The organism is Paenibacillus sp. H1-7, assembly GCF_022354825.1.
In the GTDB taxonomy this organism is placed as follows: Bacteria; Bacillota; Bacilli; order Paenibacillales; family NBRC-103111; genus Paenibacillus_S.
The window spans coordinates 3549805-3573487 of the sequence record NZ_CP031168.1 but is presented as its reverse complement, the minus strand read 5'-3'; the positions used below and the strand labels follow the sequence as shown (position 1 = coordinate 3573487).

Annotated in this window: 20 protein-coding genes; 5 read left to right on the top strand and 15 right to left on the bottom strand. The window is 51.9% G+C overall.

The features are described 5' to 3' along the window. Window positions 1-221 precede the first annotated feature (221 nt). Window positions 222-866 (top strand): PAQR family membrane homeostasis protein TrhA, encoded by a 645-nt coding sequence (gene trhA / locus DVH26_RS15975; RefSeq protein WP_239634759.1) that lies wholly within the window; start codon window positions 222-224, stop codon window positions 864-866. A 119-nt stretch (window positions 867-985) separates the two neighbouring features. Here the strand turns inward: trhA and DVH26_RS15970 are convergent, their stop codons facing one another. The 7 genes from DVH26_RS15970 to DVH26_RS15940 form a co-directional block, all read right to left on the bottom strand. Then, on the bottom strand, window positions 986-1402 hold the full coding sequence (locus DVH26_RS15970) for a DUF4395 domain-containing protein (RefSeq protein WP_239634758.1): 417 nt from the start codon (window positions 1400-1402) through the stop codon (window positions 986-988). Between the two features lie 66 nt (window positions 1403-1468). Continuing rightward, the gene (locus tag DVH26_RS15965; RefSeq protein WP_239634756.1) at window positions 1469-3886 is read right to left on the bottom strand and encodes a DNA topoisomerase 3; all 2418 of its coding nucleotides are present in this window, start codon (window positions 3884-3886) and stop codon (window positions 1469-1471) included. Between the two features lie 172 nt (window positions 3887-4058). After that, the gene (locus DVH26_RS15960) at window positions 4059-5876 is read right to left on the bottom strand and encodes a cache domain-containing sensor histidine kinase (RefSeq protein WP_239634754.1); all 1818 of its coding nucleotides are present in this window, start codon (window positions 5874-5876) and stop codon (window positions 4059-4061) included. Beyond that, window positions 5876-6895, bottom strand: a complete 1020-nt coding sequence (locus tag DVH26_RS15955; protein ID WP_239634752.1) for a response regulator transcription factor — start codon at window positions 6893-6895, stop codon at window positions 5876-5878. The genes DVH26_RS15960 and DVH26_RS15955 overlap by 1 nt, the downstream gene beginning before the upstream one ends. Before the next feature lie 73 nt (window positions 6896-6968). Further along, window positions 6969-8543 (bottom strand): type 2 periplasmic-binding domain-containing protein, encoded by a 1575-nt coding sequence (locus DVH26_RS15950; RefSeq protein ID WP_239634751.1) that lies wholly within the window; start codon window positions 8541-8543, stop codon window positions 6969-6971. A gap of 114 nt (window positions 8544-8657) precedes the next feature. Continuing rightward, on the bottom strand, window positions 8658-9527 hold the full coding sequence (locus DVH26_RS15945) for a carbohydrate ABC transporter permease (protein ID WP_239634749.1): 870 nt from the start codon (window positions 9525-9527) through the stop codon (window positions 8658-8660). A gap of 30 nt (window positions 9528-9557) precedes the next feature. Continuing rightward, entirely contained in the window at window positions 9558-10514 is a 957-nt protein-coding gene (locus tag DVH26_RS15940) for an ABC transporter permease (RefSeq protein WP_239634747.1), read from the bottom strand. A 194-nt stretch (window positions 10515-10708) separates the two neighbouring features. Here DVH26_RS15940 and DVH26_RS15935 point away from each other — a divergent pair, with 194 nt between their 5' ends. Further along, entirely contained in the window at window positions 10709-12865 is a 2157-nt protein-coding gene (locus tag DVH26_RS15935; RefSeq protein WP_239634744.1) for a HelD family protein, read from the top strand. A gap of 109 nt (window positions 12866-12974) precedes the next feature. Beyond that, complete coding sequence (locus DVH26_RS15930; RefSeq protein WP_239634742.1) at window positions 12975-13133, top strand: hypothetical protein; 159 nt, start codon at window positions 12975-12977, stop codon at window positions 13131-13133. Window positions 13134-13182: 49 nt separating this feature from the next. Here the strand turns inward: DVH26_RS15930 and DVH26_RS15925 are convergent, their stop codons facing one another. The 6 genes from DVH26_RS15925 to DVH26_RS15900 form a co-directional block, all read right to left on the bottom strand. Continuing rightward, the gene (locus DVH26_RS15925; protein ID WP_239634739.1) at window positions 13183-13824 is read right to left on the bottom strand and encodes a DedA family protein; all 642 of its coding nucleotides are present in this window, start codon (window positions 13822-13824) and stop codon (window positions 13183-13185) included. 94 nt (window positions 13825-13918) lie between these two features. Then, complete coding sequence (locus tag DVH26_RS15920) at window positions 13919-14560, bottom strand: Type 1 glutamine amidotransferase-like domain-containing protein (protein WP_239634737.1); 642 nt, start codon at window positions 14558-14560, stop codon at window positions 13919-13921. Between the two features lie 115 nt (window positions 14561-14675). Beyond that, complete coding sequence (locus DVH26_RS15915; RefSeq protein WP_239635387.1) at window positions 14676-15650, bottom strand: 2-hydroxyacid dehydrogenase; 975 nt, start codon at window positions 15648-15650, stop codon at window positions 14676-14678. Window positions 15651-15704: 54 nt separating this feature from the next. Continuing rightward, on the bottom strand, window positions 15705-16544 hold the full coding sequence (larE, locus tag DVH26_RS15910) for an ATP-dependent sacrificial sulfur transferase LarE (RefSeq protein ID WP_239634736.1): 840 nt from the start codon (window positions 16542-16544) through the stop codon (window positions 15705-15707). Between the two features lie 174 nt (window positions 16545-16718). Beyond that, window positions 16719-18413 (bottom strand): putative bifunctional diguanylate cyclase/phosphodiesterase, encoded by a 1695-nt coding sequence (locus DVH26_RS15905; protein WP_239634734.1) that lies wholly within the window; start codon window positions 18411-18413, stop codon window positions 16719-16721. Between the two features lie 176 nt (window positions 18414-18589). Next, on the bottom strand, window positions 18590-19066 hold the full coding sequence (locus DVH26_RS15900; RefSeq protein WP_239634732.1) for a glutathione peroxidase: 477 nt from the start codon (window positions 19064-19066) through the stop codon (window positions 18590-18592). 200 nt (window positions 19067-19266) lie between these two features. On the opposite strand from DVH26_RS15900, the gene DVH26_RS15895 reads away from it, so the two are divergent. Beyond that, window positions 19267-20568: an AAA family ATPase gene (locus DVH26_RS15895; RefSeq protein ID WP_239634730.1), complete on the top strand. Its 1302-nt coding sequence runs from the start codon at window positions 19267-19269 to the stop codon at window positions 20566-20568. 25 nt (window positions 20569-20593) lie between these two features. Next, window positions 20594-22306 carry a vWA domain-containing protein gene (locus DVH26_RS15890; RefSeq protein ID WP_239634728.1) on the top strand — a complete coding sequence of 571 codons (1713 nt, stop codon included), beginning with the start codon at window positions 20594-20596 and terminating at the stop codon, window positions 22304-22306. Window positions 22307-22357: 51 nt separating this feature from the next. Here DVH26_RS15890 and DVH26_RS15885 read toward each other — a convergent pair whose 3' ends face one another. Beyond that, window positions 22358-22975 (bottom strand): pyridoxamine 5'-phosphate oxidase family protein, encoded by a 618-nt coding sequence (locus tag DVH26_RS15885; RefSeq protein ID WP_481857594.1) that lies wholly within the window; start codon window positions 22973-22975, stop codon window positions 22358-22360. 20 nt (window positions 22976-22995) lie between these two features. After that, window positions 22996-23646: an HAD family hydrolase gene (locus DVH26_RS15880; RefSeq protein WP_239634724.1), complete on the bottom strand. Its 651-nt coding sequence runs from the start codon at window positions 23644-23646 to the stop codon at window positions 22996-22998. Window positions 23647-23683 lie beyond the last annotated feature (37 nt).

The following is a 23683-nucleotide window of genomic DNA, read 5'->3' as shown; positions in this document are numbered from 1 at the left end:
TTTAATGTTAAATCACTTATTCTCCGGTGTCAAGTATTGTTTGAATATTCTACGTATCTAGCGAAGATGAGCGACCGCGTTCAGCGGTAGTTTTTATCGCCAAATAGAAATTTCATTCCGATGACATCGGAATCTAAAAGTTCTATTGTGGTAAAAAATCCGCTCCTTGGACACAATGGTAGAAGAGCCTGGATAAATGGACCAACAGGAGTGAAACTACCATGAACGCAGCATCCACATGGAACGAAGAACGAGCCAACGCCTTGAGCCATGGACTTGGAGCCATTCTCAGCGCCGCCGGGCTCATCCTATTGATCATGCAGTCCGTGAAGACCGGAAGCCTGCTGCACGCATGCGGAAGCATAGCTTTCGGCGGCTCCCTCGTCGTACTGTACGTCTGCTCGACGCTGCTGCACAGCAGCTCGGACGAGAAGTCCATGATCCGCTACGAGATGCTGGACCATGCCGCCATTTATATCCTTATCGCAGGGACGTATACACCTTTCCTGCTTCTTCTGCGCAACCAGACATTAGGGCTAGCAATGCTTGGCATCGTATGGCTGCTGGCTATGGTCGGAGTGTCCATGAAGCTTGCTTTTCCAGGACGGTTCATGACCTTCTCCATCGGTCAATATTTGGCGATGGCCTGGCTGGTCGTCCTAATAATCCGGCCGCTGCAGCTGGTGCTGCCCCATAAAGGGATGTTCTGGCTTCTACTGGGAGTATTGCTGTACAGTATCGGGAGCATCTTTTACTTCTGGAGAACGGTACGATATCACCATACGGTATGGCATCTGTTCGTCGTAGCAGGCAGCGTATGCCACTTTATTTGTGTCTATGGGTACGTACTCCCGCTTCTCGCTTAGCAGCATATTCCGCTATTTAACCGACAAGAAAAAGACCGGCTGCACTTCGGGCAGAACCCGTGAAGGCCGGTCTTTTGAATATCAAGAAACGCTGCCGCCTCGAATGCAGCGTGCTTGGATTATTTTCTTCTTCTCGTATTTTTCTTGAATTGGTAATAAAGGAAGCAGCCGACGCAGTATCCGCAAAGCGCTGCCAGTGCGGCGACAGCTACCATCCCTGCAGCAACATATCCGCCGATGGACTCCGGACTCCAGAGGAACCATAGCGTCGAGACCGTAAGCAGCAGGACGGCTATGGAATTATTGAACCGCTGCAGCTCCCGCGATTCGGTAGGTGCGCCGGCTATTCGCGACTTCAGCAAAGGTGCGGCTGCTGCGATGAACGCATTGCCGCGAGCCCCGCGCCACAATCCGACGACCTGAATCGCCCACAGCACTACGATCCATGCCGGCTGTTGAAGCACGATTCCCAATAGAACGAACAAGACGATACCTGCCTGATTCGCCCGCACGTAAGGCACCGGTATTTCCAGCATCTCACACACCCTCTTCCCCATGATGTCAATACAGTGAGGCTTACAGAGCCTCCACCGGGTATATAATCAGCTCTGCCTCAACCCGAGCTTCCCGGTGCTTGGGTCCAGCAGCACCAGACGTCCTTCTACGGGCATGCCGCTGTCGTCCGTCAAGCTCATCCAAGCCGTGCTTCCTTTCTCGATAAGGAAGCGTACGGCCGTTTCGGACAGCGAGGCGCCATAGCTGTCCTTCCATATGACAAAGCCGCAGCCGGCTTTGTATTCGGTGCAGCCGTAGCCGCGCTTGCCCATGATGATGCGCCCGCCGCATCCCGGGCGCGGACACGCGGCTATGCCCGGCCTAGCCGCGGCGGCGGTAGCGCCGCCAGCATCGCTCGCGGCTCGCGGCGCACGGGCTTGCAGCGCGGCCCCGCTGCCAGCTGCGGCAGGCGCGGGCTGCGCTGCCGCAGCTGCGCTCGCCGCCGTGCTGCGCCGCGTACGCGCGCTGCTGCCCGCCGGAGCAGGCGCCTCCGCGTCGGCGCTGCGCTTGGCGCGCGTGCGCTTCCCGGCAGGGGCCGCTGCGGCTTCGCCCGTCGCGGCAGCGCCGCGCTTGCGCGTCCGCTTGGCTGCGCCTGCTGACGGGGCGTCGCCTTCGAAGGCTTGCTTCGCTGCCTTCGACTGCACTCGAACCTTATCGATAATAAGGTTCGTGAACTTCTTCACGTTGGCCATGAACGCCTCGTCCGAGGCCAACCCGCGGGCGATCTCATTGAGACGGCGTTCCCAATGACCGGTCATTTCGGGCGACGTCAGCAGATCGACGCCCGCGCCGCGGATCAGCTCGACCGCAGTGCGGCCTTTCTGCGCGATGACGATCTTCTTCCCCTGCATGACGATGTAGCCTACCTGCTTCAACCGCTCGATTACCGATGCTCGCGTCGCTGGTGTGCCGAGGCCTGAATCCTTCATCGCTTCCCGCAGCTCTTCATCCTCGACCTGCTTGCCCGCCCCTTCCATCGCTTTCAGGAGCGTTCCTTCCGTATAAGCTTTCGGCGGCTGCGTCTCCTTTTCCTTAGCGGCAATTTTGGCGCACCGGACAGGGACGTTCACTTCCAGGGTGAATGGAGTGCTGATTTCCTCCTCCTGTTCCTCCTCATCGGACTTATCAGATTTCCCGCGCGATTTCGGCTTTTCTTTTTTCTGGTCCGTGTAAATGACTTTCCAGCCCTCGGACAACAGCTGCTTGATCGTGCTCCTGAACAGCTCCTGCTCCACTTCAGTCAGTATCGTATGCACCTTATATTCCGCCGGAGGGTAAAAATGGGACAAAAACCGCCGCACAATCAAATCGTAAATATGCTGCTCATCTGCCGATAAGCCGCTCGCTTTTTTGTGTGTCGGCAGGATGGCGTGGTGGTCTTCCACTTTGGCCGGGTTACATACCGCTTTGTTGTTTTTGTGTACACGGCTTTTATCGGCATTCACTACCAGCGTGCTATAAGCCGGGTTACTGCGGAGCTGATCCAGGGAACGGTGCATCTCCGCGATATTTTGCTCCGTCACATAGTTCGAATTCGTCCTTGGGTAGCTGATGACCTTGTGCTTCTCGTACAAGGCCTGGGCCAGGTCTAACGTTTTTTTGGCGGAATAGCCGTACTTGGCGTTAGCTTCGCGTTGAAGCAGAGTCAGATCGTACAGCCTGAACGGATACTCCTTCGTATCCTTCACGTCGTAGCTGTTGATTCGGCCCTGTTTGCCCTTCAGCTTGGTGACCAGAGCATTCGCTTTGTCCGGATCGGTGATCCGCTCTCCCTGCCACATGCCTTTATATTCCGTCTCACCTTGCTTGAACTGAGCTTCCACATCGTAATACTTGCTGATCTGGAACGCTTCGATCTCCTTTTGGCGGTCATACAATATGGCTAGCACGGGGGTTTGTACACGGCCGACGGACAGCAGTTCATTATGCTTCGTCGTAAATGCGCGCGATCCGTTCATCCCGATCAGCCAATCCGCCTCGCTTCGCGCTCTGGCCGCCTTCGTCAAGTTGTCGTAATCCTTGCCGTCCTTCAGCTCTGCAAAGCCTCTTCGAATCGTCTCCGGCGTCAAGTCCGAAATCCACAGCCGCTTCACGGGATGACGCAGCTTCAAATGGCGTTGAATCAATGAGAAAATATGCTGCCCTTCCCGCCCCGCATCGCACGCGTTAACGAGGTTATCGCTTCGCTTGGCAAGATCCGCAATGACCTTTAACTGATCCTTGGTCTTGTAGTTAGGGACCAGCTTGAAGTTGTCCGGAATTATCGGCAGGTCATTAAAATTCCATTTCTTATATTTATCGTCGTAAGCATCCGGCTCGGCCAACCCGATTAGATGTCCGATAGCCCACGTAATAATGTACTGCTCGCCTTCGATATAGGTGCGGTGATTTTTCGCTTTCGGATCGATCGCAGCCGCGATATTTCTTCCCATATCAGGCTTTTCGGCAATAATAAGCGTCTTCAAATGCAATTAGCTCCTCAATCATTAAAGAAGTTATTCCTTCATCGTAACGAAAAACAGCATCTTTGTAAACTACCATAGCTGCCTTCAGACATCGTTTTTCATAGTATGTAAGCGAAAAAAGACGGCTCCCGAATGAATCTGATCGGAGCCGTCCGCCTGAGTACAGATTGATTTATTTGGAATTGGAAACCGGCATATCCATGAACATCTTGGTGCCTTCACCCTCTACGCTCTCTATGCGAAGACCGTACTTCTCACCGAATACCATTTGGATTCTCCGGTGCACGTTCATGATTCCGATTCCGCTTGTAATTTTTTCATTTTTGTCCATTTCGTCGGTCAGCCGGTACGTGGACAGCTTTTCATTTAATTCCGCAAGTTTGCTCTCGGGTATGCCGACACCATTGTCCTCTACGCTCACCCAAAATATATCGTCCTCAACGCCTGCGTCGATACGTATATAATGATGATCTTCCACGCCGTCCGGAAACGCGTGCTGGAATACGTTTTCCACCAGCGGCTGGAGCGTCAGCCGGACCATTTTATGAAGCAAATATTTCGGCGGGACCGCTGCCTCGATCTCGAACTCATGGTCGATCCGGTGGCGCAAAATAATCATATACGTCAGCACATGCTTCAGCTCATTCGCTACCGTAATTTCCTCCAGATTCGTTTGCACCGAATAACGCAGCATGTAAGCCATCGATTTTACGATTTCCGATATCTCATCGGAATCCTTCAGCGCAGCATAGCAGGCTATCGTTTCCAGCGTATTGTACAAGAAATGCGGATTGATCTGCATTTGAAGCGATTGGAATTCGGCCTTTTGGCGCTCCAGCTGCGTTTCCCTGTTCTGCAGCTCGGCTTCGTACACCTGCTTGACCAGCTCCGACAATCGCTTGACCATCAGATTATAACTGAATGTCAGCTCGTCAATCTCATCCTTCGGCTCGGGGTGGCTCACCGGAATCGTCATCCAGTTCCCCTTCTCGGTTTGCCTCATTCCGTTCTTCAGGACACGGATCGGACGGGCAATCGACATGCCGAACCGCTGCGACAGCCAAATTGCCGCAACCAAGGTGATCAAACCGACGATAATCGTCGTCGTACGGATGCTGGCAATCGGTTTTTTCAATTCGTCGAGCGGCATCGAAACGACAAGCGTCCAGCCTGAATAAGCGGACTTGCGGCTGACGAACATACGCTTCTCGTTTCCTTCCCGCTTCTCGAACATTTGCGCATCGGATTTATTGATCTGCGACATCATATCCGCTTCCAGAACCGATCCTATTCGTTCCCATTGCGGATGGTACACGATCTCTCCCGATTCGTCGATTATGAAAAAGTAGCCGTCCTCACCTAAATCAATGCCGCCCCACAGCGTGGACAGCTCCTTGGACTGTACTTCAAACGCCAGGACTCCGTTGAAATTCGGTGATGCCAACCCTCTGATTTTTCGCGCCAAAGTAATGTAGCTGTTCTTCCGTTCCGTTTGAATGCTTGAGATGAGCGGACTTAGCTGACCGTTGTCCTTCGTTCGCTCTTTCAGAAAGGCCAGCCTGTCTGTAATTTCCGGTGGGCTCAACGTTTGATCGGGTCCGCTGCCGTTAAAACCGAAAATCGCATTTTCGTTATTGCTGATAATATAAATACTGGCCACTTCCGGATTCCGGATAAATATCGGCTTCATTCCGTAGTCCCGGATCGACGAATAGAAGCTGTAATATTCATAGCCTTCAATGCGCGGCATATCGACGAACTGCTTCACGTCCTGATTGGATAACAGCGACGACATGGAGCGCTCATAGTTTTGCAAGTACAAATCCGTCTGGTACATGGCATTATTGACAATCTGCGACATATGGCGGCTGCTCTGCCTATCCAGTTCCTCGGAGGAGCGTGTATACGTAAAGACGCCTACCGATGTCAACGACAGCACAATGACGACCAGAAAGTACGTAACCAGCTTGCGAGACAAATTTCCTTTCATTATTTAATCCCCAGTATATTCCGATATTCGGACGGCGAATAGCCGGTCATTTTCTTGAACATTTTCGTAAAATGCGGGTAGTCCTCGTAGCCGACCTCTGCCGCAATGTCGCTCATCTTCAAATGAGGCACCGCCATTAATTTTTGCGCCAGCTCGATCCGTCTCTTAATGCGGTACTGCACGAACGTTTCGTTCGTCATTTTTTTGAACAGCGAGCTGAAATAGGTCGGAGTAAGTCCCACCATTTCGGCTACTTCCTCCAGCGTAATTTCTTCGGACAGATGGTTGTCGATATACGCTTTGGCCTCTTTCATCGGATCCTTGTAATTGCCGCTCCGCTTCATCATCAGCTCGGAGATCAGCTGCTGCAGCTGCTTGTCGAATGCCTGGAACGCCTCCTCACGGGTCATCATCCGGTCGTCGAACTTATCGGGAACGATTGCCATGGACTTTCGCTCCAGCCGTTTTACAAGCAGGTTGATGCATTCCTCAAGCAGCTCTTTGAGCTGAGCCGCATTCATATCCGACGACAGACAATATTTCTTCCATTCTTCCGTCAGCTGACTCACTTCATCCAGCTTGAGCAGCCAGATGGCCTGTTCCACCTTCTCGATCCATTCCTCGTACTTAGTTAAGGAAATAACGCCTTTCGGCTTGGCCTTTATCAAGGAATTCAGAACGTCGGCGACATCGGCTTTCGTCACGGGCTTTAATAAGTAGTGCTTCACTCCATATGACATGCACTTTTGAGCATACTCAAAATCCGAATAACCGGATATGACGACGACGGGAATATGGTCGTATCGTTCATGGAGCTGCTTGCAGAGCTCTACCCCGTCCATTTTCGGCATCCGAATGTCGGTAAAAATGATGTCGGGCATGTTCTCCTCGATCATTTCCAAAGCCTGAACACCGTTGGACGCCGTATGAATTTGAGATGACGGCAGGGGGTATTGTTCTGCCATTCGTGCCAATCCTTTGCGAATGATTGGTTCGTCATCTACGATAAGCAATTGCATGCTGTTATCCCCCTTTGGATGAAAAAACGGGAAAAGCATCTGCCCTGAACAGTCAAGGCAGATGCTCGATTCATTATTGTTTTTGGTTAGTAAATGTTACGAGACCGTCTTTGTTATTATATCTTTCTGTTGCTTCTTTGATAATCTCGTTACCGCCTTTTGCTTTGTACTCCTCAATAACCTTCGGCCAGTCGGAGATAGGCTCTTTACCATAGATCATTTTGACCATATGGTCAACGATCAGTTTAGGACCTACGTCGCCAAGCGGAGTCAAGTCAGGATATTTGGAGAATGCTTTCAGGTCAGGAGCGTAGCCGAAGCCGCCCAAGCCTTCGGTGGACAAGATAGTGTCAAATGCTTTCAAAGTATCTTGACCGTCTTGGTTCAATTGCAGGTGCAGCTTGTTGTACGTTGCGTCTTGACCTACCCACAGCGTACCTGCGCGCCAGCCTTCTTCTCCACTCTCATCTTTGTTTGTAGGAACTTTGTAGTTGATTTTGCCGTTATCTACCGTGTAGTTCTCGCCTTCGACGCCAAGGCTGAAGAATTTAGCCGCTTCGTCCGTAGTCATCCAGTCGAAGAATTTCAGGATGCCTGCCAATTTCGCTTGGTCTACGCTTTTGTTGATATAGAACGCACGAACCATTGGGGAGTACAAGAAGTATCCGCCTTTGCCTTCAGGCCCTTTAGGAGATGCGATAACGTCCACTTTTGCACTAGGATCTACAGCTTTAATGTTTGTTCTGAAGTTAGGCAAGCCGCCGCCAACGTTGGCAGACCACATACCGGATTTACCCGCGTTGATGTTTTTGCTGTAGTCTGTCGAAGAGATGGTAGCGAAATCTTTAGGGATCAAGCCTTCATCATACATCGTTTTGTAAGCTTGGAGCGCTTTTTGCATATTCTCTACATCGAAGAACTTAGGAACGATTTGGTCGCCTTGTTTCTCGAACTGGTCTTTATAAGGAAGCACGTCGTACGCACCCAGGATGACATCGGCATACTTGAAGTTTTCACGCATTTGATATGGATTTTCTACACCCAGCTTTTTAAATGCGCGCATTACGTTGATGAAATCATCAACGGTTTTCGGAACCGGAAGGCCCGTTTTTTCCAGCAGGTCTGTACGAATGAACGTACCGCGGCGGGACGGGTTCGTCAAGTAATCCGGAATACCGTAAATTTTGCCTTTGTAGGAAACGGCATCCCATGCGGACTTAGGAACTTTCTTCAACAGGTTCGGAGCATATTGCTTCAGTGCTTCGTCCAGCGGCTGGAATACGCCTGCTTCGACGGATCCTGCCATGTCTTTACCTGTCGGAGTGTCAAGGCTTCCCAGAACGTCCGGAATGTCGTTACCGGCGAACAGAACGCTCATTTTCTCCCTTTGAACCAATCTAACATCCAATTCGGTATTGGTCAATTTATTTAACCGTTGAACCCACTTTTCATTTTTCAGATCCGGCTGCTTTTGACCGTATCCGTCGCCTGTTGTTGTAGGAAACGAAATGGAAAATTTCGTAGGACCGGTTGCTGCTGCTTGTCCGCCAGCTTTGTCGCCTTCCTTGGTTCCGCTGCCGCCTGCACAGCCTGCAAGAGAGCCAACAGCCAGTACGGATGCCATTACTACGCCTATTGTCTTTTTCATGTTACCCCTTCTCCCTTAATAATCTGTGTAATTTGTTTGGTTGCGTTTACATTGTTATCATAACCTAACCGTAAGCTTAGCAGAATTGTTAAACTTACGGAAGGTTGTGTTTATTTATGATTTTATCGAACCAACAAGCATCCCTTTGATAAAATGCTTTTGCAGGAACGGATACACCAACATAATCGGGATTGTTGCAATAACGATAACAGCCATCTTCATGCCTTCCGGCGACAAGTTCACAATGGAATCCAACGCGGAATCCTGCCCGCCGAACTGGTCGGTAATGATCATTTCGCGAAGACGGACTTGCAGCGGAATCAACGCACGGTTGTTGATATAGTAAATTGCAGCGGAATACGTATTCCAGTTACTAACGGCGTACATAATACCCATGGTAGCCATAGCCGGTTTGGACAATGGAAGCACGATTCGCCATACCATGCCAACCTCGCTGCAGCCGTCAATACGGGCCGAATCGAACAGCTCGTTAGGAAGGTTCATGAAGAACGAGCGCATAACGAACAAGTTATAGGCGCTGATCGCAGTCGGAATCATCAATACCCACAAGGTGTTCAAAAGCTGTAATTGTTTGAGAACCAAATAGTTAGGAATCAGCGGAGCATGGAAGATTAGGGTAACCAAAACCATGATCAAAATCACTTTGCGTCCCAAATATTCTTGTCTGGATAGCGGATAAGCCAAGGACGCGGTAGCGATCAGGTTAATTAGCGTACCTCCGACCGTAATAATAATACTGTTACGGAACGCTGTCCAGATGGAAGCGTCGCTCAAGATACTCGCATAGTTGGCTGTTGTAAAATTGACGGGCCAGAAGAACACCTCGCCTTTATTGATGGCAACGCTGTTACTGAACGATTGAGCGATTACGTGCAGCAGCGGCAGCACCATGGTCAATCCTAACACCGTCAAAAATATAATATTGATTACATTAAATGTTTTGTAGCTTTTCGTCATGATCATTTCGTTTCACCTCCATGTTGCTCTAATGTATTAGTAGAGACCTTCTCCAGTTGCTTTTTTACTGAAAGTATTACCTATCATAATAAGAGCCAAGCCGACAAGAGATTTGAACAAGCCGATCGCTGTCGTATAACTGTACTGTCGGTCCACCAAGCCCGCTCTATACACATAGGTGTCGAGTATTTCCCCGTTCTCGCTGTTCAGCGGGTTCAAGAAAATGTATACGCGTTCGAAGCCGAAGTCCAGGAAGTTACCCATATGAAGCAGCAGCAAGATCGTGATGGTAGGCATGATGGTTGGAATGGTAATCGAGAACGTCTGGCGAAGACGATTCGCACCGTCGATTTGAGCCGCCTCGTACAAATCCGGGTTAATGCCGGCGATGGCTGCCAAGTAAATAATCGTTCCCCAGCCGCTGTCCTTCCAAATGCCGGAGGAGATCAGAATCGTACGAATGTACGAATTTTCACCCAGGAAGTAGATCGGTTCAATACCGAACATACCAAGGATATGATTGACGAAGCCGCTGCTCGGAGAAAGCAATCCGGCTACAATCCCGCCTACGATAACCCAGGACAGGAAGTGCGGCATATAAATGACCGTTTGCACAATTCTTTTATATACTTGAATGCGCACCTCGTTCAGAAGAAGCGCCAGAATGATCGGAACCGGAAAAGCAAATACCAGATCGTATAAACCGATTAGCAACGTGTTCTTAAGTATAATTACAAATTCATCGTACTCGAACATCCGTTTAAAATGATCGAGACCAACCCATTCGCTTCCCGTTACCCCTTTAAAAATGTTGTAGTCTTGAAAGGCAATTACGGAACCGAGCAGCGGTACGTATTTAAACACCAAAAAATAGATAATGCCCGGAATGGAAATCAGATATAATGCAGCGTATTTTCTAATGAATGCTCTCTTCGCTTTTTTCGAGCCGAATTGAACTTGCACGCTATCTGCAGCTTGAATCTTGCTTGCCATTCTACACCCCTCCTCTAGTCATGATTTATTTTGTACTTTGATTTTACTTGTCGAACCATGTATCCAACAATGGACTGGCTTGTAGTCAGTTGTGTTTTTTTACGTTTTGCTTTTGGTTGCATTTCCCAGAGCAAGTATGATATAGTATACGTCCCTGTCTTCATACCAGGATGGAACGAATGGAGGTTTATGTAGTGGAGTCCAGCATAAAGCAAGCATATGACGAAGAAATGAGCAGGCTTAAGGAAACGTTAGACGAAATTGACCGGCAGCTAATCGAGCTTCGCAGCATTCCGCCCTATACAGGGCAAGACCACACGGAGCAGGTTTTGGAGTCAATCCGCGATTCCAGACGGCGCAATCTGGCGGTAGCGCAGACGGAACCGTATTTCGGGAGACTGGACTTCCAGGAAACCGGACATTCCGCTCCATCACCCTTATACATTGGAAAGGTCGGCGTGGAGAAGGATCCCACGCTGGAATTAATGGTTGTCGATTGGCGCGCCCCGGTAGCCAGCTTGTTTTATTCCTTTACGGGCGGTACGGATGCCGTTTCCTATGATTCGCCTGAAGGCACCGTGGAGGGGCTCGTCTATTTGAAACGAAATTTAGTGATCCGCAAGCAAATATTGCAGCGGGTCGTCGATACGTACGATCGCTCGGAAGACTCTATGGCCGTTACCGACGAATTTCTGTTATACCGTTTGGGCGAAAATAAAGATAATAAGCTCCGGGACATTGTCTCTACGATTCAAGCCGAGCAGGACGCAATCATACGGGCGGTAAAAAACAGCGCTCTCATCATACAAGGGGTTGCAGGCAGCGGGAAGACGACCGTCGCCCTTCATCGGCTGGCCTTCTTGTTATATCAATATCGAGATCAAGTCAAGGCGGAACGGATGATCATATTGGCTCCGAACCGGATGTTCCTCGACTACATTTCCGGCGTTCTCCCCGAGTTGGGCGTAGGCCATATCCAACAGACGACTTTTACGGATTGGGCGCTGGAGCTGCTGGAGAACGAAGTGAAGCCGGCTGATCCGGCAGAGCGTCTTCGCTATTGGTTCCAGACCGGGCCGAAGCGCCCTGCCATGGATGACACGGCTCCGGGCCGGATCAAAGGCTCCATCGCTTATATGCAGTGGCTCGACAAGGCGCTGCTTCTATATGAACAAACCGCCGTTCCGGACGCAGATTACATGCCATGGCAAGGCGCCAAGCTTTCTTCAGCGACCATTCGCAAGTGGTATGATGTGGAGAACAAGCATGAACCGTTGATGAAACGGCGGGATCGGGTTATTGCCAGGATTAAGCGCTGGCAGGAGATGGAGCTTGAGAAGGTATGGGAAGTCCATCTGAAGAAGGATTACAAGAAGAAAGCGTCGCAAAAGCTTCGCGACTATACGAAGCATTGGACCGCTTACACCCCTTATACTTTTTATAAAGAACTGTTTGCGGCAGACAGCAAAGCTTCCTACCTGTCCGACGAGCTGCGCGGCGCATGGCCGGACGAAATGATGGCGGCGACCCAAGCACACTTGAAGAAAAAAATCGTCCAGCCCGAGGATCTGGCGCCTCTCTTGTATATTCGAGCCAAATTCCACGGCATACACGGCGATTTGACCTTCGATCATACAGTGATTGATGAAGCACAGGATTTCTCCCCGTTTCAGGTTGCACTGTTGAACATGCATACCAGAAACCAGTCCTTTACGATATTAGGTGATTTATCGCAAGGGATTCACGCTTATCAAGGCATTAGAGACTGGAACGAATTTTCCAGGCTGTTCGAGGAAGACAAATCGTCCTATTTTCAATTGAATCGAAGCTATCGCTCGACTATGGAAATTATATATTTCGCCAACGAAGTACTGAGCCGCGGTCTAGATAACCCGGCGGCGCTGGCGGTTCCGGTATTTCGCAGCGGAGATCCGGTGCACGTAAGACAAGTCAAGGAGACGGAGCTGATTTCCCGGCTGCAGACCGAAATCCGCCGCCTCCAATCCGACGATATCGCTACCGTGGCCGTGCTGGCGAGAACGGAAGCCCGCTGTGAGGCGCTTCACAAGCAGTTGACCCAGGCGGGCATGAAGGCCAACCTCATCGCGGCGGGCCAGCAGCATTATGAAGGAGGCGTGTCCATAGTGCCGTCGTTCATGGCCAAAGGCTTGGAGTTCGATGCGGTCATCGTTGCCGACGCAGATGAAGCCACTTATGAAGCAACCCCGCAGGACGCCAAGCTGCTGTATGTCAGCTGCACCCGCGCCCTCCACTCGCTGCAATTATGGTACAATGACGCTCCTTCGCCGCTCCTCTCTCACATTCGGGGCGATTTCGCGATTTGGGTTTAATCGCGCAGGCCGGCTGCTAATTTATACATGTCCGCTCTCAAGCATATTGTACGGCTTCCTATCGGATAATAAGCTTGCAACCATTATCCGTTACTGGAGAGAGAACGATATGCCGAAAGCAAAACGAAAAGGCCTTGTGGAGTTTCATCAGCCTGCCGCCAAGCTGGTTGCGGATATTCCCGAAGACGAAGCCGTACGCGAGCAATTGCAGAATCAAGTGCAAGATGACGGGTATCCCGGAAGTTGTACGGTATTGAACCCCAAATGAAAGAGGCTGCCGATGAGCAGCCTCTTCTTATTTGTATACGGCACGATGATTATTCCGTCTCACGGTCCGGCTTGTTCGCTCTAACCCGGGCACCGGCTTTTCCGCGCCATCGAACCAGCAAGACTACGGCAGCGACAACCGCCGCTCCAATGAAAATATATTTGAAAAACCGTTCGATCCATGTAAAGGCAGCCTGCCATTGGTCGCCGAATATAAACCCGATGCCAATGAACACGATGACCCAAAGAGCCGATCCCGTATAGGCGTACAAAGCGAAGGTCGAATAAGGAACCCGGATGATGCCTGCAAAATACCCTATAAATTGCCGCACTCCCGGCATAAAGTAGCTGATGAACAACAGCCTGTTACCGTATTTGCCATACGATTTGCGGGTTTTCTCCAGATGGTCCGGCTTCAAAAGCAGCCATCGTCCGTACCTCTCAACAAGCGGCACCCCGAGCTTATAGCCGATCCAATACGTTACGGTCATCCCTATGACCGCTCCTGCATACGCGGCCGCCACAGCTGGAAGCCATTTAAGGACACCTTTATAGGCCAAGTACCCGGTATACGTTAATGTCGTATTTCCAGGCGGAATGGGCGATGCGATCGCATCGAGAGGCAGCCCGATCAAAAGCACCCAGTAGCCGTACTGTGCAAATAGTTGTTCGATAACCTGCAGCAATTTCATACTAACGCTCCTCATTCAAACCAATTCAAACTATTGCCTATTTGGTATACGATTGGTGCCTCCTCGCGTTTCATCATCAAAGCGGCTGCTCGGATCAGGATGCATGGATCCGTTCTATCGCCAAACCATTGACGATGACGGCTTCACCGTCATTGACCCGTTCGAACGACATTTTCCATTTATCTTCAAGCTGCCCGAGCTTATTTTCAAAATCCGGATCCTTATCAATGAAACGATTATAGTGCGGAATGACCGTTATATCCGTCAAGCCGACGGCTTCATAATCCTTGTTCAGCTCTTCTATATCCATTGGACGGTATCCGGCAATGACATCGAGCTCATTCACATGGGCCAAGGAATGGGCGAGTACCATTGCTCCTGCGCTGGTTCCAACGATCACTGCTTGGACTGCAAGCTGACGAAGAATAGGAATGCATTCCCTGCTTCGAAGCTGGTTCAGCAAATAGAACGGATTGCCCCCATTCAAGTATATCAGACCGTAGTCTTTCAATTTTGCACTGTCTTCATACTCAATGTCCAAGAAATCGATAGCAGCAAAACCCATCCGTTCGAGAACGGCTTTGGTCTCGAGGGCCGTCTCGCTATGCTGTTTCTTCGATGAAGCGGTGGTGACAATGCAGCCACTGCAGGAAGATAAGGGCATGTCCACCATCTCGGCAAGCTTCCGTTGAGCGATCTCATTGCCGATGCCGTCAGAGGTCAATATTAGCTTCATAGTTCACCCGTCCCCATCCGATGGTAGAGTAAATATGCAAAAAGATCGGAAAACGTACCGTTCCTTGTTACACCTACGGTACTTTCACGATCTTTTTGTATCAACATCTTCAAGGTTAGCTTCGTACGGCCAGATCCTTGAGCTCTGGGACAATATGGGCTTGACCTCCGGTCAAGGCGCCGACGAGGTTCCGTGCGGCCAGCATAGCCATGTCGAAGCGCGTTCTAGACGTCGCCGAGCCGATATGAGGCAGTGTCACCACATTCGGCATTTGGAGCAGCGGGTTGTCCGGCGAAACGGGCTCCACTTCAAATACGTCCAGACCCGCACCGCGGATCGTCCCGCTGCGCAGCGCTTCGATCAGCGCCTGCTCGTCTACGGTTTGACCTCGAGAAGCATTAATGAAGAACGCCGAAGGCTTCATCATCTCGAAATGCTCCTTGCGAATATATCGCGTCGTCTCCGGTGTCAACGGCGTCATCAGCACGACAAAATCGGATAGGCGCAGCAGCTCCTCCACCGAGCAATAGGTCGCTCCGAAGCGTTCTTCCGTCTCCGGCTTGCGGCTGCGGTTATAATACAGCAAGTTCATATCGAACCCGTGTACGGCCCTCTTCGCAATGGCTTCACCGATCCGTCCCATTCCGATAATGCCTAGCGTTGCATGGTGAACGTCCATCCCGAACAGCTCTTCTTCCTTTACCGAGCCGCGCTGCCACTTGCCCTGCTTCACGAACAAATCCAGCTCCGCAATTCTTCTGGAGGAGGACAGCATCAGAGCCAGCACCAAATCGGCTACCGTATCGTCCAGCACATAAGGAGTATGGGTCCCGATAACACCTCTGGCCCTCATCTCGGGAATGTCAAAATGGTTATATCCTACGGAAACGGAGCTGACGACTTTCAGCGAGGGAGCATGCTCCAGCAGCTCCGCATTGACCGGCCCTGCCGACAGCAGCAGCCCTTCGTAATCCCGGATCGTCCGCAGCAGCTCTTCCCTCGGTATCGAGCCCTTCCCTTCCCATACGGTACAGTCGAGATGCTCGTTCAAATAGGACAGAACGGGATCCGGCAGCTTGCGGGTAATCATAACCTTCGGTTTATGCGCCACTTCTCATTGCTCCCTTCCTCTTCCAAGCGTAGTTTATACGGATTCGGCATGTACCGCCTGTTGTTCGGGACTCAACACCTCGTTTAAGCTTCCCGAGCGATACCCTTTTAGATCCAGCGTTACGTAAGCATATCCGATTTCTTTCAGCTTGGCATGAACCGTATCGGCAACGGCGATCATCTCCGCCAGTTCTGTAGCCGGCACTTCGATTCTGGCCAAATTCTCGTGCTGTCTCACCCGTACTTGTCTGAAGCCGAGCTGGATTAAAAAGTCTTCCGCCTGATCGATCATGGATAGCTTCAAGGCCGTAATGGCTTCGCCGTACGGAATTCTTGAAGACAGACAGGCGAACGACGGCTTATCCCATGTGCGCAAGCCGAACTGCCGCGACATATGGCGGATCTCGGACTTCTTGATGCCGGCTTCCAAGAGCGGCGCTCTTACTCCTTGCTCGTGGGCTGCCTGCAATCCGGGCCGATGCTCTCCGAGATCATCCGCGATAGCGCCGAAGATAACGTGATCGTAGCCGCGCTCCTTAGCGATCGGAATCAAATGATCGAACAGCGAGTTTTTGCAGAAATAGCAGCGGTTCGTCGGGTTCTCCGCATATCCCGGAATATTCAGCTCGCTCGTATGAATAACGACGTGGGGCGCAGCCAGCTCCTTGGCCAGTGCGATCGCTTCTTCCTTCTCTCTCACCGGATACGTTTCCGAATCCGCCGTGATGGCCAATACACGTTCCGGACCGAGAAATTCCAAAGCGGCTTTTAATAAAAATGCGCTGTCAACGCCGCCGGAAAAGGCTACGACGACCTTGCCCATGGATCGCAAAATGTCCCCCAGCTTCTCGTACTTCTGTTCCATGCTCTCCATCGTATATCCCTCCTGAAGGTTTCTCGCAAGAAACCGAATCATCTAGTCCCGGCAATTTTCCGCAAGCTATGCAATCGTGTGCATGAGAAAAAATAATGACTACCTGGATTCATCCATTATAGACTTTTTTCACGAATTGAAAAAGAGGTTACCTTTTGTATAGCGGGACAGAGCTCAGAGCTTCTCAAGAGAGGCATGCCGCAGCAGGTTCTCGAAATCCGCCTGAGATAAGGGCTTGCTGAAAAAATACCCCTGTGCGTGCGCACAGTTTTGACGAAGCAGAAACTGCAAATCCTCCGCCGTTTCCACTCCTTCGGCGACCACTTCAAGCTTCAAATGATTCGCCATAGCGATAATTGTAGCGACAATCGCCGCGCTGTCCGTATCAGTAGTTATGTCCTTAATAAACGATTGATCGATTTTGAGCTTATGTATCGGAATCTTTTTCAAATAATGCAGCGAGCTGTAGCCGGTTCCGAAATCGTCCATGGAAATGCGAATGCCGAACAATTTCAGCTGATTCAGCTTCTGGATGACGCGGTCTACATTGTCCATCGCCATGCTCTCCGTAATTTCCAGCTCCAAGAACCGCGGATCGAGGCCGCTTTCCTGGATCATCGCCATCATCTCTCCGACCAGATTATGCTTCTGAAACTGCCGGATGGATAAATTGACGGACACCGTCAACGGGAGCAACCCGGCTTGCTGCCAGCTTTTATTTTGCGCGCAGGCGGTGCGGATCACCCAATCCCCTATCGGCACGATCAGTCCGGTTTCCTCCGCCAACGGAATAAATTGCGACGGCGGGATCATACCATGTCTCGGATGATTCCATCGCAACAGCGCCTCCATGCCGATAAGCCGGTTATCCCGTATATCGTATTGCGGCTGATAGTAGAGCTCGAACTCATTGCGCTCCAGCGCCTTGCGCAAATCGTGCTCCAGCTCCAGCCGTTGGAGCGGATTGGTGACCAATTCCTCAGGGGACAGCCGGAACAGCCCCTGTCCTTTTTCCTTCTCCTCGGTCTGCACCTGGGCCGCATGACGCATCAGGCTGTTCATATCGGTTCCGTCCTGGGGATAGAACGCCACTCCGATGCTTCCCGGAATAACAAGCTCTCGGTCATAGACTGTGAAAGGCGCCATCAGCTTCTGCTGAATCATTCTGGCATCCTCCACAACCTGCTGTTGATCGTCAAGCTGCTTGTACAGCAGGGCGAATTCGTGATTGCCCAGCCGGCAGATCAAGTCCACCTGCCCGCTGAAGCGCATCAGACGCTCGCTGACTTGCTTTAACAGCAAATCGCCCCAGTTCAGACCCAGAGATTCGTTGATAATTTGGAATCGCTCAAGATTAACAAGCATGATGGCAAAAGGCTTCGGGGGCTTCTCGCTGCCCGCGCTCGCGAGAGTCTGGGTCAGCTGTATCTGGAACAAAGTGCGGTTCGGCAGCCCTGTCAGAGTATCGTGATAGGCCATATGCTCGATTAGCTGTGCTGCCAGCTTTTGTTCCGTAATATCTTTTATTACGACATACCAGAGCCCCTCGTTCTCCACGCGCATCGGAATCATCCTCAGATGAATTTTGAGCATATGTCCGGAGCGGTGCCGAAGCTCGGTCTCATGCTCCAGCGCTTCTTTACCGGGCTGGCTGCGTAGATGTTCGACCAAAGGAGAGGAACCAACGGATTCAACCAATGAGGCCAATGGCGTATGAGGATGATTCACCGGATCATAGCCGGTCAGCTGGCTATATCGGGCATTTGTAAAACGGATAAAACCATCAGAGTCGAGGATCAGCATAGCATCTGCGCTGAATTTGAATAACGGATGCAGAGCCAAAGCGCTCATCGTTTCCGGATTGGTCATGGTGTGTTCACTCCCCAACTAGCCGTGCAATGAATGTTTGGTTTATTATACCATAGGTTGCGTCTTTAGTGGTCTACCTTATGGAAAGTTGTTCCGGGAAAACCCATTGTCGGCGTGCCCAGGATGAGCGGCCAAAAAGAAAAGACCGCAGGACTAGAGCCCCGCGATCCGTATTATTACAACAGCTTCTCTATCGCCTGCTGCAGCTCTTCATCTTCCGGCGCCACTTTGCTCGAAAACCGCCCGGCAATATCCCCGTCACGGGAGATAAGGAATTTCTCAAAATTCCATTTCACATCCCCTTGCGGCTGGGAGTGCTCCGTCAAATAACGGTACAAAGGATGCTTGTCCTCGCCCAAAATGGCGACCTTATCCATCACTTCAAAGGTTACTCCGTAATTCAAGCTGCAGAACTGCTGAATCTCCTCCAGCGTCCCCGGCTCCTGCCCGCCGAAATCGTTGCACGGAAAGCCGAGAATGACGAGCCCGCGGTCCTTCCACTGCTGGTTCAGCTTCTCAAGTCCGGCATATTGCGGAGTGAAGCCGCACTTGGAGGCCACATTGACTATCAGCAGCACCTTCCCCTTGTATTCGCTCACCGAGCGGCTTGCTCCATCCGCTGTTTGTACCGATAGCTCATAAATGGATGACATATTAGCTCCTCCTTAAATGGTTTACTGTCATCTTATCATGAACAAAGTTGGAATAAAAACCCTTCTTTCATTCGAATATCCGATGTAATTTTGTTACAATAAAAAGGTTCACCTTTTGAATCGATTCGGTGAATGACAGGAACGAAGCTATGGGGATGCAAGAGCTAATCCATGCATCAACGGTAGGAGGACTTGACGCGATGAACGATATGCAAACGATTCAAAATAAAATGGAGCAGGCAATCCGGCTGCTGGAGAGCCGGTTTCTGGAACGCGAAGAGCTGATAAGGCTTTTGCTACTCGGTTTAATGAGCAACGAGAATGTGCTGCTCATCGGCCCTCCAGGAACCGCCAAATCGCAATTGGCGAGGGCGATCTCCCAATTGTTCGGCACAAGCGAATGGTTCGATTATTTGCTGACCCGCTTTACAACGCCTGATGAAATGTTTGGTCCCGTCTCTCTTCAGCAGCTCAAGCAGGATCTATATGTCCGGCAAACCGCGGGATATTTGCCGTCTTCAAGCTTTGCTTTTCTCGATGAAATTTTTAAAGCGAACAGCGCGATTTTAAACGCGCTGCTATCGATATTAAATGAAAGGATTTTCTTTAACGGCCGGGAAAAGGAAAACGTTCCTCTCGTCTTCCTGATGGCCGCGTCCAACGAGCTGCCCGAGGAGAACGATCAGCTCACGGCGCTGTATGATCGGTTCCTCATCCGTTACGAGGTCGGCTTCCTGAAGCATATGTCGAGCTATGAGCAAATGTTTCAGCTCCCTGTCGAGCCGCTGCCCGCCCTTCTGTCTCTGAAGGATGTCCATACCGTCCGCCAGGCGGTTGAGCAAGTTAAAATTCCGGAGAGCATGATCTACCTGCTATACCGCCTCAAAACCGAAATGGAAGCGCACGAGTTCACCATTTCGGACCGCAGATGGCGCAAGATCGGCCAAGTGTGGAAGACGTCGGCCGCACTGAACGGCCGAAGTGAGGTCAACGTATGGGATACCGTCTATACTCCGCATATGCTTTGGGATGTGCCGGAGGATCTGGCCGTGCTGCAGGAGCTGTTCCAGAAGGAATTCCAGGAGGCGCTCAAGCAGGAATCCGAACGCGAGCTCCCCTTGCGTACCTACGATCAGACAGCCAAGCATTGGCTCGGGATGGAGGATGAGCTGCATGCCTTCCAGTTCAAAAAAGAAGTCGGCGGCGGCATGAGCAAGGAAGCTCAGGAGCAAATGCGAGACAAGCTCGAAAGCTGCCGCATCGAGCTGGAGGAAACCGCTCGGACGCTCCGGGGCAAGCTGGTGCAATGGCAGCAGCGCGAGAAGGATTTGCCGGGCTATATCCGCAACCAGAACTACTTATTGAATCAAACGGACCGGTTCGCGGTCAAATATACCCATCTGCGTATCCAGGGCGAGCGCATTCTGCAGACCGTTCAAGGGCTGTACCGGACGCTGTTCGATCGGGAAATCCCGGGAGTCCAGTACGATTACACGTTGTAATTTCATACATCGGCGGTGAACTTAAATGATCATTCAATGCGCCCGAATCGACAGGTACGTCTTTGACGGATACGTTCATTCCTCCCGTACCGCGCAGGAGTGGATACGGGAGGCGCAAGCGACGACGTCGTGGTTTTCCATCGAGCTGTTTGCCGATTTTTTCATGTGCTTTTATTTGCCCAAGCCGGAGGTCGACCGCTCCCAAGACGCTACGCCCTTCCAGCGCTGGCTCATCGGCGAGCTTCGCAAGCAGTATTTTTACCGGTCGATCCATCCCCGGACGATCGGCGAAGTGAATGCCGCGTTCAAGACGGCGCTCAAGAGCCTGATGTGGCTGACGACCAGCTATGCGGAGGAAGTGAAGCAGCGGAAGCAGGACGAGAAGGTGCTCGCCGCCGTCGGCCTGAATGAACGGAAACCTCAGCAAGGGCAGGACCAGACGCAGATCAATGAGCATTTGTCGGAGAAGCAGATTGAGAAGCTGAAGCTGGTCGGCTACACGCTGCAGCAGGGCAAGCGGAACGTCGAGGACAAACAGTCGGCCCTGGATACCCGGCCGCTGGTGGAGAGCGAGATTGCGCAGCTGAAGCAGCGCATCGTCGAATTGCAGGAGCAGATGCGGACCGATTTTACGCGGCGGGAGAAAGCGCGGCAGAAGCTCAAGAAGACCGAAGCGGAGCTGGAGCAGCGGGAGAGACAGCTGGAGCGGTTTACGAAGCGGGACCGGGAAATGATCCAGCAATTGGAGGAGCAATTGGGGCAATGGCTGAACCGCTCGCTCAAGGAGACGCTCGGCCAGCAGGAGGCGGAAAGCCTGGACCTGCATGAGCTGATCAAGGCGAGCCAGCGAGTCGCCAACCGGCGCTGGGGCAGCGATCTCGGCCGGCTGCACCGCCAGCAGTTCGCCAATTACATGCAATGGCTCGAGAAGCTGAAGCGCCATCCGGATTTGCTTGCCTTCTTGCAGCAAATCGGCCGCAACCTGCAGCATTTGAAGGTACAGCGCAAGCAAATGCGCTCCCCGCACATTCCGGAAGCCTTCGACGACCTGCGGCAATCGGGAGACATCACCCACATGCTGCCGAGCGAAGCCAGCTTGCTTGCGGACGAAGATTACGAGATGTATTTCACGGTCAAATGGCTCGACCGCAAGCTGCTGACCTACAATGTATCCGGGCATACCGACGAGCCCCAGAAGGGCCCGGTCATCTGCATGCTGGATACGTCGCATTCGATGCGCGGCAGCAAGCTGCGGCTCGCGCAGGTGTTTGTCGCCACCTTCGCCGCCTTCAGCCTGCTCGAACGCCGCGACTTCACGCTGCTGCTGTTCGGCGCGCGCGGCGAGCTCGTAGAGCGGCAGCTCTACTGGCGCAAGCCGGACTGGCCGGCGTTCTACGCGCTGTCGCAGCTCGCCTTCGGCGGCGGCACCCATTTCGATGCGCCGATCAAACGCGGCATCGACATCGTGAACGGGCATCCGCAGTTCAAGGATGCCGACTTCGTAATGGTCACCGACGGCATCGGGACCATTGGAGCGCCCGTTCGGCAGCAGCTGGCCGAGCTCGGCAAGAGCAAGCAAGTGCGGCTGCACACGCTGATTATCGGGAACGCGCGCCAGCACTTGGCGAATCAATACGAGATCCTGGGCGTGTCCCACCAAGTGCGCTTTGCGACGACTTGGGAGACGCAGGATCCCGTCAAAAACGAGCTGCTGCTTGACGTATTCCGCAAGCGCTAACTAATAAAGGTGTCCCGGCACAGACCGGGACACCTTTTTCCTGCACTTTCATCAATATAATCGCTTCGTGTAGCTTTCCTCCAAACCCCGGACGATCTGCGACTCGTCCAAAGACGTATGCGCCGCAATAATCCGAGCTGCGGAAGGAAGCTCCTCCTTGGCCGGCCAGCTGCCGGCATTCCATAAGCCGGAACGCTTGAAGGCTTTGGCGCAGTGCATATAGCATTCCTCCACCACAACGCCTATAGCCAATTGGGGTGTTTTGCCCATGGCCTGCATTTGCTGCAGCAGCTCTTCATCCCTAGTTACATAGGCACGGCCGTTGATGCGGAGCGTTTCCTCCATACCGGGGATCAGAAAGATCAGCCCGATATGCGGATTCGATATAATATTGCGTAAGGAGTCGATTCTGCGGTTGCCCGGCCGCTCCGGGATGACAAGACGGTGATCGTCGAGAACAAGCACAAAGCCGGGTGCATCGCCTCGAGGAGATACATCGCAGGAGCCGTCCTGATTGGAAGTGGCCACCATCACAAACGGTGATTGGGCTATGTAATCCTTGCAATGCGCATCCATAGCGCCTATTACCTTGCGCGTTACGACGTCGCTCGGATAGCCGAGCAGCTCCCTCAGCTCCTCCTCGCTAGTTAACACATCATGAAAAGCCATTTCCATCCCTCCTGATCCTGTTACAGCGCTTCGAGAACCGGCAGCGTAATCTCACGTATCGAATGAACGATCTTGTCGGCTGCAGACAGGTCCTGTTCTCCCGAATTGACGTTTTGAAATCCGATACATTTCATCCCCGCCGCTTTGGCCGCCCGGGTCCCGTTGCGCGAATCCTCAATAACCACACAGCTATGTGGCGGCTTGTTCAGAAGCTCGGCCGCTTTCAGAAACACATCCGGCTCCGGTTTGCCCTTCGGCACCTCCTCGCCGCTGACCACACAATCGAAATATTCCGAAATGCCCAGCTTCTCCAGCACGGCCATTATAAACACCTTCGGCGATGAGGAGGCTAACCCTACGGCTATGCGGCCCGCCTTCAGCTGCTCCAGCAGCCCGGTAACGCCGTCGATAGCTTGTTCTTCGCTTTTCTTAAGCGCAGACAGCTTCATCTCCACCTGCCATTCGATCAGCTCGGACAAAGGGAGCTCCACACCATGCCTCTCTTTTACCTTGGCCCACATGTCGGGATTGGTCATCCCTACATACAGATCAAGCTCCTCCTTGGTCGCCGGCAGTCCCAGCTTCGCGAATGCCTGCTGCTCCACCAGGAAATGCAGCGGTTCACTGTCGATCAGCACTCCGTCCATATCAAAAATTACGGCTTCCAGCATGCTCCTCTCCCCCTTTAGTCATATATGTTCAAAACTG

Bases quoted from the DNA above. Each gene is read 5' to 3' on its own strand.
- DVH26_RS15960 (WP_239634754.1), bottom strand. From the start codon at position 5,876: ATGAAAGGAAATTTGTCTCGCAAGCTGGTTACGTACTTTCTGGTCGTC.
- DVH26_RS15890 (WP_239634728.1), top strand. From the start codon at position 20,594: ATGATCATTCAATGCGCCCGAATCGACAGGTACGTCTTTGACGGATAC.
- DVH26_RS15885 (WP_481857594.1), bottom strand. From the start codon at position 22,975: ATGGCTTTTCATGATGTGTTAACTAGCGAGGAGGAGCTGAGGGAGCTG.
- DVH26_RS15915 (WP_239635387.1), bottom strand. From the start codon at position 15,650: ATGATTACCCGCAAGCTGCCGGATCCCGTTCTGTCCTATTTGAACGAG.
- DVH26_RS15880 (WP_239634724.1), bottom strand. From the start codon at position 23,646: ATGCTGGAAGCCGTAATTTTTGATATGGACGGAGTGCTGATCGACAGT.
- DVH26_RS15930 (WP_239634742.1), top strand. From the start codon at position 12,975: ATGCCGAAAGCAAAACGAAAAGGCCTTGTGGAGTTTCATCAGCCTGCC.
- DVH26_RS15925 (WP_239634739.1), bottom strand. From the start codon at position 13,824: ATGAAATTGCTGCAGGTTATCGAACAACTATTTGCACAGTACGGCTAC.
- trhA (WP_239634759.1), top strand. From the start codon at position 222: ATGAACGCAGCATCCACATGGAACGAAGAACGAGCCAACGCCTTGAGC.
- DVH26_RS15945 (WP_239634749.1), bottom strand. From the start codon at position 9,527: ATGATCATGACGAAAAGCTACAAAACATTTAATGTAATCAATATTATA.
- DVH26_RS15895 (WP_239634730.1), top strand. From the start codon at position 19,267: ATGAACGATATGCAAACGATTCAAAATAAAATGGAGCAGGCAATCCGG.
- DVH26_RS15905 (WP_239634734.1), bottom strand. From the start codon at position 18,413: ATGACCAATCCGGAAACGATGAGCGCTTTGGCTCTGCATCCGTTATTC.
- DVH26_RS15940 (WP_239634747.1), bottom strand. From the start codon at position 10,514: ATGGCAAGCAAGATTCAAGCTGCAGATAGCGTGCAAGTTCAATTCGGC.
- DVH26_RS15950 (WP_239634751.1), bottom strand. From the start codon at position 8,543: ATGAAAAAGACAATAGGCGTAGTAATGGCATCCGTACTGGCTGTTGGC.
- DVH26_RS15970 (WP_239634758.1), bottom strand. From the start codon at position 1,402: ATGCTGGAAATACCGGTGCCTTACGTGCGGGCGAATCAGGCAGGTATC.
- DVH26_RS15900 (WP_239634732.1), bottom strand. From the start codon at position 19,066: ATGTCATCCATTTATGAGCTATCGGTACAAACAGCGGATGGAGCAAGC.
- DVH26_RS15920 (WP_239634737.1), bottom strand. From the start codon at position 14,560: ATGAAGCTAATATTGACCTCTGACGGCATCGGCAATGAGATCGCTCAA.
- DVH26_RS15955 (WP_239634752.1), bottom strand. From the start codon at position 6,895: ATGCAATTGCTTATCGTAGATGACGAACCAATCATTCGCAAAGGATTG.
- larE (WP_239634736.1), bottom strand. From the start codon at position 16,544: ATGGAGAGCATGGAACAGAAGTACGAGAAGCTGGGGGACATTTTGCGA.